At 62.7% G+C, this 14,825-nt stretch carries 12 protein-coding genes; 5 read left to right on the forward strand and 7 right to left on the reverse strand.

Annotated features, from left to right (window positions below):
• Position 1: 1 nt before the first annotated feature.
• The gene (locus C457_RS09895; RefSeq protein WP_008094193.1) at positions 2 to 478 is read left to right on the forward strand and encodes a universal stress protein; all 477 of its coding nucleotides are present in this window, start codon (positions 2 to 4) and stop codon (positions 476 to 478) included.
• A 68-nt stretch (positions 479 to 546) separates the two neighbouring features.
• The gene (locus C457_RS09900; RefSeq protein ID WP_008094195.1) at positions 547 to 762 is read left to right on the forward strand and encodes a hypothetical protein; all 216 of its coding nucleotides are present in this window, start codon (positions 547 to 549) and stop codon (positions 760 to 762) included.
• 72 nt (positions 763 to 834) lie between these two features.
• Here the strand turns inward: C457_RS09900 and C457_RS09905 are convergent, their stop codons facing one another.
• Both C457_RS09905 and C457_RS09910 read right to left on the reverse strand, forming a co-directional pair.
• Entirely contained in the window at positions 835 to 1,278 is a 444-nt protein-coding gene (locus C457_RS09905) for a DUF5518 domain-containing protein (RefSeq protein WP_008094197.1), read from the reverse strand.
• Positions 1,279 to 1,347: 69 nt separating this feature from the next.
• A complete protein-coding gene (locus C457_RS09910; protein WP_008094199.1) occupies positions 1,348 to 5,496 on the reverse strand; it encodes a PKD domain-containing protein in 4,149 nt (1,382 codons plus the stop codon).
• A 378-nt stretch (positions 5,497 to 5,874) separates the two neighbouring features.
• Between C457_RS09910 and C457_RS19500 the strand changes: the two genes are divergently transcribed.
• Positions 5,875 to 6,147 carry a DUF1269 domain-containing protein gene (locus tag C457_RS19500; RefSeq protein WP_008094201.1) on the forward strand — a complete coding sequence of 91 codons (273 nt, stop codon included), beginning with the start codon at positions 5,875 to 5,877 and terminating at the stop codon, positions 6,145 to 6,147.
• A 286-nt stretch (positions 6,148 to 6,433) separates the two neighbouring features.
• Here C457_RS19500 and C457_RS09920 read toward each other — a convergent pair whose 3' ends face one another.
• From C457_RS09920 to C457_RS09935, 5 genes are all read right to left on the reverse strand, one after another.
• The gene (locus C457_RS09920; protein WP_049913481.1) at positions 6,434 to 8,110 is read right to left on the reverse strand and encodes a transposase; all 1,677 of its coding nucleotides are present in this window, start codon (positions 8,108 to 8,110) and stop codon (positions 6,434 to 6,436) included.
• A gap of 97 nt (positions 8,111 to 8,207) precedes the next feature.
• The gene (locus C457_RS09925) at positions 8,208 to 8,438 is read right to left on the reverse strand and encodes a hypothetical protein (RefSeq protein ID WP_229722635.1); all 231 of its coding nucleotides are present in this window, start codon (positions 8,436 to 8,438) and stop codon (positions 8,208 to 8,210) included.
• A 184-nt stretch (positions 8,439 to 8,622) separates the two neighbouring features.
• Complete coding sequence (locus C457_RS09930; RefSeq protein ID WP_049913482.1) at positions 8,623 to 8,913, reverse strand: ArsR/SmtB family transcription factor; 291 nt, start codon at positions 8,911 to 8,913, stop codon at positions 8,623 to 8,625.
• Positions 8,914 to 8,981: 68 nt separating this feature from the next.
• Entirely contained in the window at positions 8,982 to 9,290 is a 309-nt protein-coding gene (locus C457_RS20890) for a hypothetical protein (RefSeq protein ID WP_239640740.1), read from the reverse strand.
• 1,127 nt (positions 9,291 to 10,417) lie between these two features.
• Complete coding sequence (locus C457_RS09935) at positions 10,418 to 11,668, reverse strand: tyrosine-type recombinase/integrase (RefSeq protein WP_008094213.1); 1,251 nt, start codon at positions 11,666 to 11,668, stop codon at positions 10,418 to 10,420.
• Between the two features lie 202 nt (positions 11,669 to 11,870).
• On the opposite strand from C457_RS09935, the gene C457_RS09940 reads away from it, so the two are divergent.
• Together C457_RS09940 and C457_RS09945 are read left to right on the forward strand one after the other, a co-directional pair.
• Positions 11,871 to 13,340: an APC family permease gene (locus C457_RS09940; protein WP_008094215.1), complete on the forward strand. Its 1,470-nt coding sequence runs from the start codon at positions 11,871 to 11,873 to the stop codon at positions 13,338 to 13,340.
• Positions 13,333 to 14,094: a universal stress protein gene (locus C457_RS09945; RefSeq protein WP_008094217.1), complete on the forward strand. Its 762-nt coding sequence runs from the start codon at positions 13,333 to 13,335 to the stop codon at positions 14,092 to 14,094. The genes C457_RS09940 and C457_RS09945 overlap by 8 nt, the downstream gene beginning before the upstream one ends.
• Positions 14,095 to 14,825 lie beyond the last annotated feature (731 nt).

Here is a 14,825-nt window from a genome sequence, read left to right on the forward strand (position 1 = left end):
AATGTACGAACATATCCTCATTCCGACTGACGGAAGCGACGCGGCGGAGTACGCCGTCGAACAGGCGGTCGACATCGCGTCGAAGTACGGGGCGACAGTCCACGCGCTGTACGTCGTCGACGTGGACGCCACCAGCTATTCGCTGGGAACGGAGCAGGTCGACCGCATCCGACAGGGCCGCCTCGACGACATGCCCGAAGTGAAGGAGGCGGCCGACAAGGCGACGGGGTACGTCGCCGACGCCGCAACCGAGCACGGACTGGCCGTCCGCGAACACGTCGTTGCGGGCGAACCGGCGCGAGCCATCAGGAAGTTCGTCGAGGACAACGACATCGACCTCGTCGTGATGGGCTCTCACGGCCGCTCCGGGCTCTCCCGGGTCGTCCTCGGAAGCGTGACCGAACGCGTCCTGCGGCGGACCCGACTTCCGGTGCTCGTCGTCGACGTCCACGAAAAGGAAGCGGAAGCAGAAGCGTAACCGATGTACGACACCACCCACGCGAGGACGACCACGCCACTCGGGGCTCCCGACGGGGTGACCCGCCGATGAGCCTCGCGGAGACGATTCGCACCCACGTGCGCGAACACCGCTCGGGAATGCTGACCGACCTGCTGTTCGCCCTCGTGTGGGTGACGGTCGTTTCGGTCCTGTTCGACGTGCTCGACGGCCCACAGTGGGCGTTCTACCTCTGTATGGGTGCGGGCGTCGTCGCGTACTTCGGCTTTTTCGCCTCGGTCGAAGCCGTCCGCGGGCAGCGCTGACGCCGGATTCACTCCCGGACTATCTTCTCGTACGGATTCGGGGCGGTTACGGGTTCGCGCTCGCCGGCGCGGTCACTCGTTCGTCGCCGTCGGTGACGGCGGGTCGGACGTCGTCAGCGCCGCGCCGACCCTCGCGCCCGCTGCGCCGAGGAGCGCGGACAGGCCGAACCCGAGCAGGCCGACGGCGACGACCCCGCCGAGCACCATCAACCAGCCGGCGACGACGAACCACGTCGGACCGGACAGTCCGGTCGCGAACGCAAGCACGTCGAACAGTACCCAGAGGATGGGAAGGCCACCGACGAGTCCCGTCCGAACACCGACGCCGGTCGCCGTCCCGTGCCGCCGCTTCGCCAGCGCGCCGACGACGAGCCCGGCGAAGAACACCGCGGTGAGGGACATCGCCGACCGTCCGTCGAGATAGCTCCACGAGACGAACGCCGCCGCGACGAGGCCGCCGGCGAGGGTGTACCGCCGTCGCCACGACAGTTCGCCTGGAGGGCTATGGTTTTCCATACGCCCAATAATGTATACTATCTAATAACTCTGTGGACGACCCGTCGAAAAGAGTGGACCGCTCCGCGGCTACTCGTCGCGCGCCCGCCGCCGGTAGGCGACGCCCAGTCCGGCGGCCAACAGGACGGCGACGACGACGGCAATCGCCCACCTGGCGCTGTCGCCGTCTCCGGACCTATCGTCGGCGTCGTCGTCCGCCCCGTCGACCGACGCCGCCGTCTGAGCCGCTTGCGGCTCTTCGACGGTGATGCTGCCGACGACCTGTTCGCCGACCGCGAGTTCGTACGTCCCGGGCTCGTCGAAGGCGTAGCTGAGCGTGGCCGTCCCGTTCTGGAACGCGCCGAGTTCGACGGTCCCGCCGGCGACGCGCTCGCCGTCGGCCAGTAAATCGAGCGCGTGGACTCCGCCCGCGCCGCCGATGTTCGACACGTCGACCGCGATTTCGACCGCTTGACCGACCGACACGCTCGTCTCGGTGACTTCGGCGGCGGTCGTCTCGAAGACGGGGACGGTCGAGCCGATGGTAAACAGCGACAGGCCCGGCGAGGTCGCCTCGAAGACGTAGTGCGTCTCGGACTCCTCGACGAGGCTTGCGTCGAGCTTGCGCCACTGCGTGTGCTCGTCGCGGTAGAGCGCGACCGAATCCGGGCTGATACCCGTCGTCTCGAAGTAGCGCTTTCGCACGCTGAAGGTGAACGTCACGTCCTCGATGTCGTCATCGTGTATCGAGTGGTTGACCACGACGTAGCCCGCCGAGGTCGCGCCCGTCTCGCGCTGGAAGCGCTCGCCCGTGGCCTCGTCGTCGGCCGCCTCGTACGTCGTGACGTTCAGCGTGAAGTCCTCGCCGCTGTTCACGTTCATCGAGAGCTGTGCGACCGAGATGTTTTCGGCGGCGGGCGAGGCCGACCCGTCCGCTGCTTCGGCGGAGTCGTTGGTTGCGTCGGTCCCGGTCGTTCCGTTCTCGACCGCCCCGGTCTCGGTGTCGTTCGCGACCGGTTCCAGCGCGATGACGACGGCGCGGCTCGTGTCGACGTTTCTGACCGACACGTTCGACCGCTTACTCGTGCCTTCGCCCTTCGTGTCGACGACGACCTCTGAGTCACCGCCAGTCGCCTCGGAGGACTCCGATGTCGACGACGAGGACGAAGACGAGGACGACGATGATGACGAGGACGACGATTCGGCGTTCACGGTCACGGTCGCCGTGTCCGACCCGACGTTGCCGGCGGCGTCGGTCACGGTCAGCGTGACGGTGTAGGTCCCGGTCGAGTCGTAGCTGTGCGTCTCGGAGGCGTTCGTCGAGTTCGACCCGTCGCCGAAGTCCCACTCGTAGGCGTCGATTGCTCCCTTGTCGGTGGAGCCGCTGGCGTCGAACTCGACCGCGTCGCCCCGCGTGACCGACTTGTTGCCGCCGGCGTCGGCGGCGGGTGCGGTCGTGTCGTTGACGGTGACGACCAGCGAATCGGAATCGGCGTTGTCGCCGCCGTCGGTCACAGTCAGCACCACGGCGTACGTTCCGGGGTCGGCGAACGTGTGGTTCGGAGTCGCCCCCGTCGCGTTCGCGGAGCCGTCGCCGAAGTCCCACTCGTAGGTGGCGATTGCCCCGTTATCCGCCGAGGCCGAGCCGTCGAAACTGACGGCGGTGTCCTCGTCGGCCGTCTGGTTCGTTCCGACGGAGGCCGTCGGCGAAGTCGTGTCGTCGACCGTCACGGTGAGCGTGTCGAACGCGGTGTTCCCGACGGTGTCGGTCACGTTCAGGACGACGGTGTAGGTCCCGGGGTCGGCGAAGGTGTGGGTCGCGTTCTCGCCCGTGGCGTTCGCGGAGCCGTCGCCGAAGTCCCACTCGTACGAGTCGATTGCCGAAGCGTCGACCGACCCGCTCGCGTTGAACTCGACGGCGGTGTCCTCGTCGACCGTCTGGTTCACCCCGGCGTCGGCGGCGGGTGCGGTCGTGTCGTCGACCGTGACGACGAGCGAGTCGGAATCGGCGTTGTCGCCGCCGTCGGTCACGGTCAGGCTGACGGTGTACGTTCCGGGGTCGGCGAACGCGTGGGTCACGTCCTCGCCCGTGACGTTCGCGGAGCCATCGCCGAAGTCCCACTCGTAGGCGTCGATTGCTCCGTTGTCGGTGGAGGCCGAGCCGTCGAAACTGACGGCGGTGTCCTCGTCGACCGTCTGATTCACCCCGGCGTCGGCGGCGGGTGCGGTCGTGTCGTTGACGGTGACGACCAGCGAGTCGGTCTCCTCGTTCCCCGCGGCGTCGGCGGCGGTGAACGTCGCCGTGTACGTTCCGGGGTCGGCGAAGGTGTGAGTCGCGTTCTCGCCCGTCTCGTTCGCGGAGCCGTCGCCGAAGTCCCACGACGTGCTCGTGACGCCGACGGCGTCGGTCGCCGTCGCGTTGAAATCGAGCGCGACGTCCTCGTCGACGGTCGCGTCCTCGCCCGCGTCGACGGCGGGCGCGACCGTATCGATAGTGACGCTGTCGGACGCGTTTCCGGCCCCGTCTTGCTCGTCAGCGTTCTCGGCGGTGCGGACCGTGGCGGTGTACGTGCCGTCGGTTCCGGTCTCGTACGGCGACGCGAGCGCGTACGTGTACGGGTCGGTTCCCGACTCCGAGAAGTCGCCCTCGGTGAACGTCGTCGAACTCGGTCCCGAGACAGAGACGGAGATGTTCGTCAGGCGCTGCGACGAGTCGAACGACACCGAGAGGTTCTGTCCCGAAGGGTTCGTCGCGGCGACCGCCGAGACGGCCGGTGCCGGTTCCGCGAGCGCGTGGAACTGGCTGCTGCTGCCGTAGTAGAGGTAGCCGTTCCACGCGAGCGGCGTCGGATAGAGGGTGCTCACCGGCGAGTCGTACGACCAGCGCTCGGTGCCGTCGGTCGCGTTGAACGCGTGGACGGTGTCGTTACCGAAATCCGAGATGTAGAGCACGTCGCCCGCGACGACCGGCGCGCCGCGGAAACCGCTCCCCGACGCGTTCCAGAGTCTGCTTCCGTCGTCGGCGTCGAGCGCGACGAGCTCGCCGCCGCGGCTCCCGGCGTAGACGACGCCGTCGGCGTACACCTGACTCGAATCCACGTCCCCCGGCATTGAGTAGTTCCAGCGCTCGGTGCCGTCGGTCGCGTTTATCGCGTACACTCTCCCGGTTCCGCCGGTTGGGCCCGCCGTGCTATCGCTCCCGACGAACACCGTGTCGTTCGCGACCGTCGGGTCCGACTGGCTCTCGTCGAGGAGCGTGTAGTTCCAGATTTTCGCCCCGGTGGTGGCGTTCAGCGCGGTCAAGTTATCGTCGTTACCCGACACGTAGACGGTGCCGTCGACGACCGCGGGGTTCGACTCCACCAGCACCGGTTGGTACATCGTGTAGTACCAGAGTTCTTCGCCGGTCTCGGCGTCCACCGCGGTCAGGTTCCCGTCGTTGCTTCCGAAGTAGACGACGCCGTCGACGACCGCGGAGGCCGACCGGACGTTCGTCTGCGTCTCGTAGCTCCAGATTTCGGTGCCGTCAGTTGCGTTTATCGCGTGTAGCTTGTAGTCGTTGCTTCCGAGGTAGAGCACGCCGTTTGCGTACGCGGGCGTGGTCCACGTCGACCCCGAAGCGCCGCCGGGCGTCGCGTTCCACTTCTCCTCGCCCGTTTCGGGGTCTAACGCGTAAAGACTGCCGCCGTCGTGAAAGGCGGTGTAAAGCGTGTCGCCCACGATGGTCGGCTGCATCACCTGCGGAGTCATGTCGGTGATGTTCCACGCCTCCACGGGTTCCGTGAGCGGCCCCGTCTGATTCGGGTAGTAGCCGAGGTTGCCCGGTCCGCCGTGGAACTTCGCGTTGGCCTCCTCGACGGTCACGGTCTGCGCGGCGAGTCCCCCGGCGGCGACGTCGTAGGTCCCCGCCCCCCAGAGCGTCTTCGTGAACGTGACCTGTTCGGTCGCGCCCGCGCTGAGGGTCCCGGTTTGGTACGCCGCGACGTCGCCGTCGACGGTGAGCGTCGTGTTGTACGACTGTTGTGTCCCGCCGCCGTTCTCGACGGTGACGTTCACGGTGACGGCGCTTCCCTCGTAGAGCGTCGTCGGCGTCACCGAGAGGTTCGTATACGAGATATCCGCGCCATTCGCGACCGCCGATGCGCCGACCGGAACCCACGCGACGAGCGAAATCACCGTCACGAGCGTCAGAAGGAGCGTGTTGGCCTGCTGTCGCGTTATCCGTGGTCTCTGCGTCACCTGCTGTTCGCCTCCCTGTCCGCCGCAACCTTCCCTGTGGTTCCCTTCGATGTCATTTCCCTGCCGAATTCGGTTTCACCACCGATAATCAGGCGATTCAGACTGTCTGGGTACGGATATAATAATATCGTATAAAACCGGAGTGTACCGTGTAAATATTATCGCAGACGGACGAGAGACATTGTAGCTAATGCTACTAGGAAACACTATCATCTGTAGTGAAGACCGGGCTTTGCTCTACTATGCCAATACAGCACTCCAAACTTGTATTTTCGAAATACAAAATACCATATTTAATATAGTAGTTTGAACAATCAACACTACTGGCGAAACTAAAATTATCAAATTGAAGATTTTAGCTAGCCGGATATACTATCTATGGTCCCTCCGTCTGAAGTCGGGCCGTTCGGACGTCTCGAAGTCAAACAGGCCCAGAGCCTCGTCGGCGTGGGCGCGCTCGGCGTGAAGTTCACCGATATCGGTATCGACGACGCGTTCATCGAAGAGGTCGCGAACACGGTCGACCCCGGCGACTCCGCGTTGTTCCTCCTGTCCCGCGCACAGATGGCGCGAATCAGAGCGGGATTGTCCGACGACAAGTTCGAGATATCGAGACGAACCTCTCCCCGAGGACGAAGACCGACTCCGTGAGGCGTTCGCCGTTGAACAGTTTGGCCGTTCTGGACCCTCATCGGGCCGTTCTTGTACAGAAATACGTTGGTCCTCTCTGGCTTATCGCACGATTGGAAGTTGAGACTACACCGGGTTTAGCGGGGCTGTAATGCGTGGTTTCGGGCGATTTTTTGAGGCGAATCTACTCCAGATCTTCTCTCGATGGTCTTCTCGTGTTGTACTACCAACTAGACCTGTGAATTTCCAAGAATCCCGACAGCGTTGCCACTCAGGAATCCATACTGGCCCCGGACAAAGTACCGCCCTACCCGATTCCGGTCTCCTTCTTCAACAGCGTGAGCGTATTATCGGCAGTCACCATCGGTGATCGTTCGTATTCACCGGTCAGTTCGACTTGGACGAGTAGATCGACCGCTCGCCAAATCGAGTACAACAAACAGGCAAACGCGAAGTAGAAGAACCGTAATCCGAAATCCGTCGACGTCGTCGCGGCCATGAACCGCTTGATCGACCTGTAGCCACTCTCAATCTCCCACCGATAGCCATACTCGCGGAGGAATCCACCGCCCCGGTTGGACATGAACACCGAGTACTGTCGGTGGTCGTCATGCTCGGAGTTCTCTTTCCGACGGTAGATTAGCGTCGTCTCGTGCCACTCGTTCTTGCCAAGGTGGAGCTTCCGGTCGGTCTCGTATCGGTCTTGATCGCGCTGGAGCAACCGTTCGGCTTGGGCTTTCTCGCTCGTCTGCATCCGTTTCGGAACGACGTAGGAGAGTCCGCGCTGGCTGATCATCTCCAGAACGTGCTGACTATCGAACTCCCGGTCCATCAGTACGTTATCGACGTGAACGAGCTCTTTAGCCGAATCCAGCAAGTCCTCGACGATTTCTAGTCGTGACTCGCCTTTCCGTACCGGGCGGGCATCGAGGACGAGTGGGACAGCGTTCCCGACCAGCTGGACGGTCGCCCACTGATAGGCGTACTCGTCGGTCTGTTCTTTCGTCCCGATGATCTCGTCCTCGTGGCCGGTCCGGTCGCCGGTGAAGGGAGCAGCCTCGGTGATGTCGATAGCGACGATCCCTGCCCGGAAGAACGTCTCCGTCTCTGCGACTTCATCAATGAGTCGTCGAATCGCCTGCCGGTACATCGCTCGAATCTGCTCGATAGAGAGATCACGAATGTGGTCGCGGTGGGCGTGTCCGAGTGGTGTCCGCTCCCGCGTTGACTCGTGGACAAAACTGCGAGCACCCTCGTTTGCAGCCAGCCGCTCGCGCAGTCCGAGATACGTCTGTAGGTCCCAGAAAGCGTGCTCGTGGACCTCACAGCCCTCGCCACGATTGAGCGAGAACGCAGGGAACACGACACGGCTGACGTGCTCGGTGACTTCATCGGCGTTGTCCAGAATGGCTCGGTCGTCTGGAACCGATTCGTCCACGTCACCGCAACGAGCCGGGAGGATCTGCTCCGGTTCGCGGGGGACGGTGACATCGGCGTTCTGCGCTTTGATGAGAATCGTTCGAGCCGCTTTCTGGACCGTCTCGCGAAGCTCATCGTTGAAGCGCGTGTGCCAACTACGCCAGAGTGTCGATTGGTCGGGAACGGCACCCAGCCCAAGACATTCACAGAGTTCGAGATGGCTTTCGAGGTACTCGCAGAGTGCGGTCTCGTGCTCCCAACCGTGGAGTCCCTTCAGGACGAATAACCGAAATAGTGTGTCAATCTCGTAGCGAGTTGGTCCCACGTAGCGGTCGTGTACGTTGAACTGAAAATACGCTAGCGGAAGTGAGCAAACGAACTTCTCAACTGACTCGTGGTGGATGTGATCGAACCAAGCTCCTGCGACGGCGTGAATATCTGACTCCAATCCGGCAAGTGAAGCGCGGTCATACAGCGGGCTTGAAGTATAGACTGGCCACTTGATAGTCGGTTGGCGAGCAATTCGACGGAAGACAGTCCGGCGTGACTCACGCGTCACACCCATATCAGGAGATATCTGGAGAGGCTAAAGAGTCCGTCTAATCGGTGAACGAAATCAGTCTATGAAAGCCACCTCAGACCTCTGAAAAATTGATGCGAACTCAGGTCTGGCTCTGATAGAGGAGAACTAGGATGGCAAGTCCGATGAAGAAGTCCGGGAGAAACACGAAGGCGCCGATATTTGGGCGAGGGCGGAAGCCGAAGACGTTGTGTACTACTGGATTTGACGTACCCGCGTATAGGAGCAGCGCGAGGCTTAGCACAAGCAGGCTTGCTGTGTACTTGTTCGGGAGATCGCGATAAAGCTGCACGTAGATGACTGCGAGTGCCACCAGTAACACGAGGTTCAGGGTTGTAAAGAAAACCTCCATCCGAATGAGCAGTTCAATCTGGGAGGACAGCGCCCTCGACGGAGGGCCATGGGAGGGAACTGATGTGAATAGTGCGACTAAGAGTGCGATACCACTCGCGGCGGTCGCACTCGCTACTGTCGTTCCAAGTGGACTCTTGATCCAGTTACGAATCATCATCAACTCCGGCCTGTTCCGCCACGTCTTCCATGATGTCGAGGTTGTTCATTATTCTGTCTGAGAGGAAGTACATCTGCCCGTAATTGTCACCCTCCGTGGTCACGATATTGCTCTCCTCGAGGACTTCGAGATGGTGCTGCACTGTTTTGTAGTTCAAATCTAGATCATTCGACAATTGATTGGTGTTTCGTGGCTGGTCGTTGAGTGCGCGGAGGATACGAAGCCGATTTCGGCCTCCACGAGACCCACCAATGAGCCACCAGAGCAACTGCCGCATCTATCGAGTATTCATTTGGTCGGTGCAAATACATTCTGTCTCGGTCCGAACGATACTACGGCCTCAAATCAGTCACTAATCCAGGAGATAATCCGATCAGCAATTTCACCGTTATTGTCGTCTTGCATCATGAGATGTGTATTTCCGGATATCCCTTCGTCCGGAAGGCTAAGCAGCGTCGATGCGGGACTTGTCTCTCCTGCGAGCTCTGCAGTTGTCTGGGTCGCTTCCTTGCGACCAGTCTGTCCGCGCTCGTCGACATAATCGCCATACACACCCATAAACGGTGCATCACCACCCATCTCCGCTACAGTTTGCGGGTCAGTCGGCGCACCGACCGGCTCAACTGCGATGATCCGTTCAACGAGGTCTGGCACAGCTTGTGCAACCGTGAATCCGGAACTACCGCCCGCTGAGTGAACGAGCAGTACTGCCGGACCAACACGATTGAGAAGCGCCTCTAGAGCGGCAGTCTCTTGGGGTGATGCGAACTGACTCCCACCGCCACCTCCGGTAGTCGACCCAGTCTGGGTTCCATCTGTGGTCTCAGTGGAATCCGCAGATGTAGAGTTCTGGTTGCCGCCACGTCTGCCGGTCTGGCTTCCACCTTGCCTACCGCCACCTCCGCCACCAGTGCTAACGTATGCGGGGAATGACGCAACGAGTTGGTCGACCGACTCAACCGGGTATCGAACGTCCTCGTATGGGTCACCGACTTCAGGTCCGAACCCCCACGTCGGCCATGCTCGATCGATAGACCACCGAGAGAGTGACGCAGAGTCAGAGCTCTGGAGGGCAGCAGTGTCTAAGCCGCCTGAATCGGCGTTTCGAGGCGGGTTGAATACATACACTGGGTGGCCAGCTTCGGCAAAGTACTCCACCCAGCCGCGTCGACCGTCAGGTGTCGTCCGGTAAATGTACGGTGACAACCCAAGGCCAGGCACCATTACGACGGGTGACTTGTCGGTGGCCGTATCGGGCCGTGTATATACGACTTCAGCACGTCCGTCGATGACCGTACTACTGCTTGTGTCTGCGTTGCCGACGTAGAAGTTACCGAACGTCGGAGAGTCGTCATTCTGTTGTTCGGATTGCGGAGAAGTCTCAGGGGAGGTCTGTGTATTGGTGTTCGGTCCGCTGTTGTCTGTTGTGCTGTTGCACCCTGCGATAGTCGCAGCAAGTGCGACTCCAGTTGCGCGAAGAAACGCTTTCCGAGAGATGCCCGATGACATACAGATCGTACTGGCCGGGGAACTGACTTAGTCGATTGCCGAAATCGGCCACAGGTTAGGCACAAATTCATTCCAGTTCATGCAGAACGCCTGGTATTGACAAATAATAGTAATTTGGGGTAACTACCGTGTCGCTCAGAGCATATGCATTGAGAGCGCCGGTCTCAACTACCGTATCGCACGATAGTTGTGTATCGCGACATGTGGTTTATACAGTTGTTCACTCCAAATCGTCGCCGGTCGCAGAGCACGCGCCGCGGCGCAACCGACAGCTACTGCGCTATCTGTTCTTCGACGGACACAGACTCGTCCGCCGATTCGAACACCTCGGCCAGCGTCTCGCGCATCGCCTGCCGGCGGAACGACCGCCGGCGCTCCTCGGAGAGGTAGTTCGACATGACGACGTCGGCGCTCTTCGACCCCTGGTCGGCGGCGACGCCCTCTAACTGCGCGAGCATCTCGTCGACCGCCGCCTGATAGGCCGTGTACCAGAAGCGCCGACAGAGCTTCGCCGTCGGGACCTCGCCATCGACGGTCACGCCGGCCTCGTCGGCGAGGCGCTTGAACCGGCGGTTGACCGTCTCGCGGGCGATGTGGCCCGCGGCGGCCCGCGAGGAGGGAAACAGTGCGCCGTTCCAGTCGTCGTCCTCGGCGAGCGCGTCGATGCGGGCGGCGACGGCGTCGACGCCGTAGAGGAGCGCGACGGTTCCCGGCCCGTTCTTCCGCTCTTCGAACGCGATGTGGGGGTCGTCGCCGGAGAGGACGAGTTGCGACGCGCGGAGCGACGCGAGCTCGTTCGGGCGGAGCCCCCAGCCGGCGAGTCCGAGGACGAGCAGGCGGTCTTCGAGGTCGTCGGCGACGGCGTACACCTCACTCACTTGGTCCGCGGTCATCGTGCGGTTGTCGGGCTGGCCCTGTTCCCAGCGGAACTGTTTGGCGGCGTTCCCGACGGGGTTGTACCGCGCGCGCCGGAAGTCGACGAGGTACTCGTAGAACGACCGGACCGTTTGGAGGTACTTGAGCTTCGTCCCGTCGGTGGCGAGTTCGGCGTCGAACTCGTCGAGGACCGCGAGACAGCGGTCTATCTCGTCTGGCTCGGCGTCTCGGTCGTCCAGTCGTGAGAGCAGGTCGGCCGAACCGTGTCGGTCGCGGTAGACCCGGGCGAACCGCGCGAGGTGGGTCCGGCGGGTCGGTAGCGTCGAGTCCGCGAGGCCGCGCCGCGATTCGAGCATGTCGAGGTACGTCTCGAACGCCTCGACGGTGCGGTCGTCGTCGATACCCCAATCGTAGCCTTCGTCGGTCGCCTCGTCGCCGAGGCCGACGACGCCGACGAAGAACTCCCGCGGCGTGAGGTCGTGTTTCTCGCGGAGCGCGTAGGCGATGCCCGACCAGCCGCGTTCGGTCAGCCACGAGTAGGTCGGCACGTCTCGCGTCGGGTCCATCCCGTCGCGATCCATCGCGGGCGCTATCGTCTCCCAGTAGAACGCTTCGAGTTCGTCGAGCGACTTCCGCGACCAGTTCACCGCGGCTCACCCCGCGCGAACCGGCCGCCGCGTCGCGTTCCGTGCGCCATCGTTCTGCATGCAGGGCGTGCCGCGGACGGATTAACACTTTCTCTCGCTGGGACCGACGGCGGTCGGCGAGTCGTGCCCGCCGGCCGACCCGTCGACCCTCAATATGACGGGTAATAGATATATTGGGGAGACGCGATAACAGGAAATCACAATGTCCGATGGAAACGACGGCGGTTCGGTGCTCGGGGCGGACCCGCCCGGCGACGGGGTACGGGTCGGCGACGCGGACCCGGCGGTCGACGTCGGTGCCGCGGCCAACGAGGTGACGGTCCTCGAAAGCGGGACCGAGTTGGAGCGGACGATCGGCCTCCGCGGCGGGTTGGCAATCGGTATCGGGACGATGGTCGGCGCGGGTATCTTCGTCTTTCCCGGCCTCGCCGCGGGGCAGGCGGGTCCCGCGGCCGCGCTCTCGTTCGCGCTCGGGGCGGTCATCGCGCTGTTGGTCGCGCTCCCGACCTCGGAGTTGGCCACGGCGATGCCGAAAAGCGGCGGCGCGTACTACTTCATCTCCCGCGCCATGGGCTCTGCGTTCGGCGCGGTCGTCGGCATCGGGCTCTGGCTGGGGCTCGTCTTCGCTTCGGCGTTCTACCTCGTCGGCTTCGCGCAGTACGCCATCGCCGTGCTGGCGGAGTTGGGGGCGGCGTCGATGGTCTCGGACCTGCCGCTCGTGGCGCTCCTCGGGGTCGGCTTCGGGGTCGTCTTGACGGCTCTCAGCATGTTCGGGACCGAGAACGCGACGAAGCTCCAGAACAGTATCGTGAGTCTGCTCCTCGGCATCCTCCTCGTGTTTCTCGTCTACGGCTCGCTCGACACGCTCGGGCTGTTCGGCCGTCAGACCGTCCCCGAGGAGTTCATGCCCTACGGGACGCTCAGCATCTTCACCACGGCGGCGCTCGTGTTCACCTCGTACCTCGGATTCGCGCAGGTGGCGACGGTCGCGGGCGAGATAACGAAACCCGGGCGGAACCTCCCGCTGGCGATGGTCGGCTCCGTCGTCGTCGTCGGGGTGCTGTACGTCGTGACCATCCTCGTCTCGACCGGCGCGTTCGGGAGCGCCCAACTCGCCGCCTTCGGCGAGACGGCCATCGTCGAGGTCGCGCGCTCGTACCTCGGCTTCCCCGGCGCGGTCGCCATCCTCATCGCCGGGCTCTTGGCGACGGTGTCGAGCGCGAACGCCTCGATTCTCAGTTCGTCGCGCGCCCTCTACGCGCTCAGCCGCGACGCGCTGGTCCCGCCGCAACTCGCGCGAATCAACCTCCGGTACGGGACGCCCCACATCGCGCTCGCGCTGGTCGGCGGACCGACGGTCGTCCTCGTCGCCGTCGGCCGGACGGAGGTACTCGCCGAGGTCGCGTCGTTCCTGCACCTCGTCACCTACGGGCTCATCTGCGTGGCGCTCATCGGGCTCCGTCGCTCGAACCCCGCGTGGTACAACCCGTCGTTCCGCGTCCCCGGCTACCCCGTCGTCCCGGTCCTCGGGGCGCTCGCGAGTTTCAGCCTCGTCGCGTTCATGCAACCGCTCTCGCAGGCGGTGGGCGTCGCCGTCGCGCTCGCCGCGTTGGTCTGGTACTTCGCCTACGCCCGAGACGTGCGCCTGAAGGGGGTGAGCGCCGATGCGTGACTCTCCCGACGTTCGCGTGCTCGTCCCCGTCGCGGTGCTGGAGGGGCAAGTGATTCCCGACCAACTGATTCACCTCCTCTCGGAGACGACGGTCGTCCTGCTCGCGTACCACGAGATACCCGAGCAGACGGCCCCCGAACAGGCCAGAGAGCAGTTCGAACCGAAGGCCCGCGAAGAACTCGACGAACTCGTCTCGGTGTTCGAATCCGCCGGTGCGACCGTTGAGACGCGACTCGTGTTCACTCACGATGTGGACCAGACGACGGAGCGCATCGCCACGGAGGCAGAGTGCGACGCGGTACTACTCTCGAACCCCGCACCGACCATCGACCGCGTCATCGTTCCGATAAAGGAGGCAATCAACCTCGAGACGATTACCAGGGTCGCCGCGGCGGTCGGAAAGCGCGGAGACGTCGAACTCACGCTGTTCCACGCAGTCGAAGACGACGGGGCGGTCTCGGACGGCGAAGCCCTCCTCGACGAGGTCGCGAACGACCTGGCGGTCCTCGGCGTCAACCGCGAGCACGTCTCGCGCGTCGTCGTCGTCGCGCAGAATCCGCTCCAGGCGCTCATCGAGGGCGCGGACGACCACGACCTGGTCGTGATGGGCGAGGAGAAGCCCACGCTCCGCGGCCGACTGTTCGGCGAGACCTCCGACCGAGTCGCCGAGCAGACCGTCGGTCCGGTGCTCGTGGTCCGGCGACCGCTCGACCCCGAACCTGACGACGCCGACGGTACCGGCGACTCGGAGTGAGGGCGGTTCGCCCTCGACCGTCTCCGGCTCGCCACTGAATACTATTGTACTATTATTTCAATTATCACGATACGGATCGACTGTTTTGATAGATGCAACAAAATTCAGGTAAGAGAATAATTTCTACAATTTTTGCAAATTTTAGACTATTTGAGGGAATGAAGCGTTAGAGATGCGATATGAGAATACGAGCCTGTCGAACGTTGATTCACACGTGAATCCAGATTATAATCGACAGTCGATTCGGACTTGATTATTATTGCAAAATAACTGAATTACTATCTCGGTCAGACGCCCGTCTTCGACGCGTCTCGCCCGCCTCGACTCACTCGGTCGGCGCGGAGCGTCTCCCATCGGCGACTCGCCCGGCCAGCTCAGTCGTCCGCGAACGACATCCGACTGCTGTGGACGTGCGCACTTCCATTACACCAGTAATTATGTAATGCAGTGTGGGTCGTTTGACGGGCGTTAGTCACTGCCCGTTCCTCCGGCGAGACGTATCGGTAGCAACGAGATCTATGAGGAACTAGCTGTAATCTAGCGTATCGTTGTATCTTCTCTAACAGATGTCGCGACTGTGTTCATATATAGTCAATACATCGCGATACTCGTTGTCGTGTGTCGTCTCTCAGATATTCCGTTCTCGAAACTTTTCGGGGCGCGTTGACCGTCCAACGTTCGAAACCGTCAATCTCGGCCGACGAGTCGTATCGAGGGGCCGAGCGCGGCTT

Source organism: Haloferax prahovense DSM 18310 (genome assembly GCF_000336815.1).
Lineage (GTDB): Archaea > Halobacteriota > Halobacteria > Halobacteriales > Haloferacaceae > Haloferax > Haloferax prahovense.

Bases quoted from the DNA above. Each gene is read 5' to 3' on its own strand.
- C457_RS09895 (WP_008094193.1), top strand. From the start codon at position 2: ATGTACGAACATATCCTCATTCCGACTGACGGAAGCGACGCGGCGGAG.
- C457_RS09900 (WP_008094195.1), top strand. From the start codon at position 547: ATGAGCCTCGCGGAGACGATTCGCACCCACGTGCGCGAACACCGCTCG.
- C457_RS09905 (WP_008094197.1), bottom strand. From the start codon at position 1,278: ATGGAAAACCATAGCCCTCCAGGCGAACTGTCGTGGCGACGGCGGTAC.
- C457_RS19500 (WP_008094201.1), top strand. From the start codon at position 5,875: ATGGTCCCTCCGTCTGAAGTCGGGCCGTTCGGACGTCTCGAAGTCAAA.
- C457_RS09920 (WP_049913481.1), bottom strand. From the start codon at position 8,110: ATGGGTGTGACGCGTGAGTCACGCCGGACTGTCTTCCGTCGAATTGCT.
- C457_RS09930 (WP_049913482.1), bottom strand. From the start codon at position 8,913: ATGCGGCAGTTGCTCTGGTGGCTCATTGGTGGGTCTCGTGGAGGCCGA.
- C457_RS09940 (WP_008094215.1), top strand. From the start codon at position 11,871: ATGTCCGATGGAAACGACGGCGGTTCGGTGCTCGGGGCGGACCCGCCC.
- C457_RS09945 (WP_008094217.1), top strand. From the start codon at position 13,333: ATGCGTGACTCTCCCGACGTTCGCGTGCTCGTCCCCGTCGCGGTGCTG.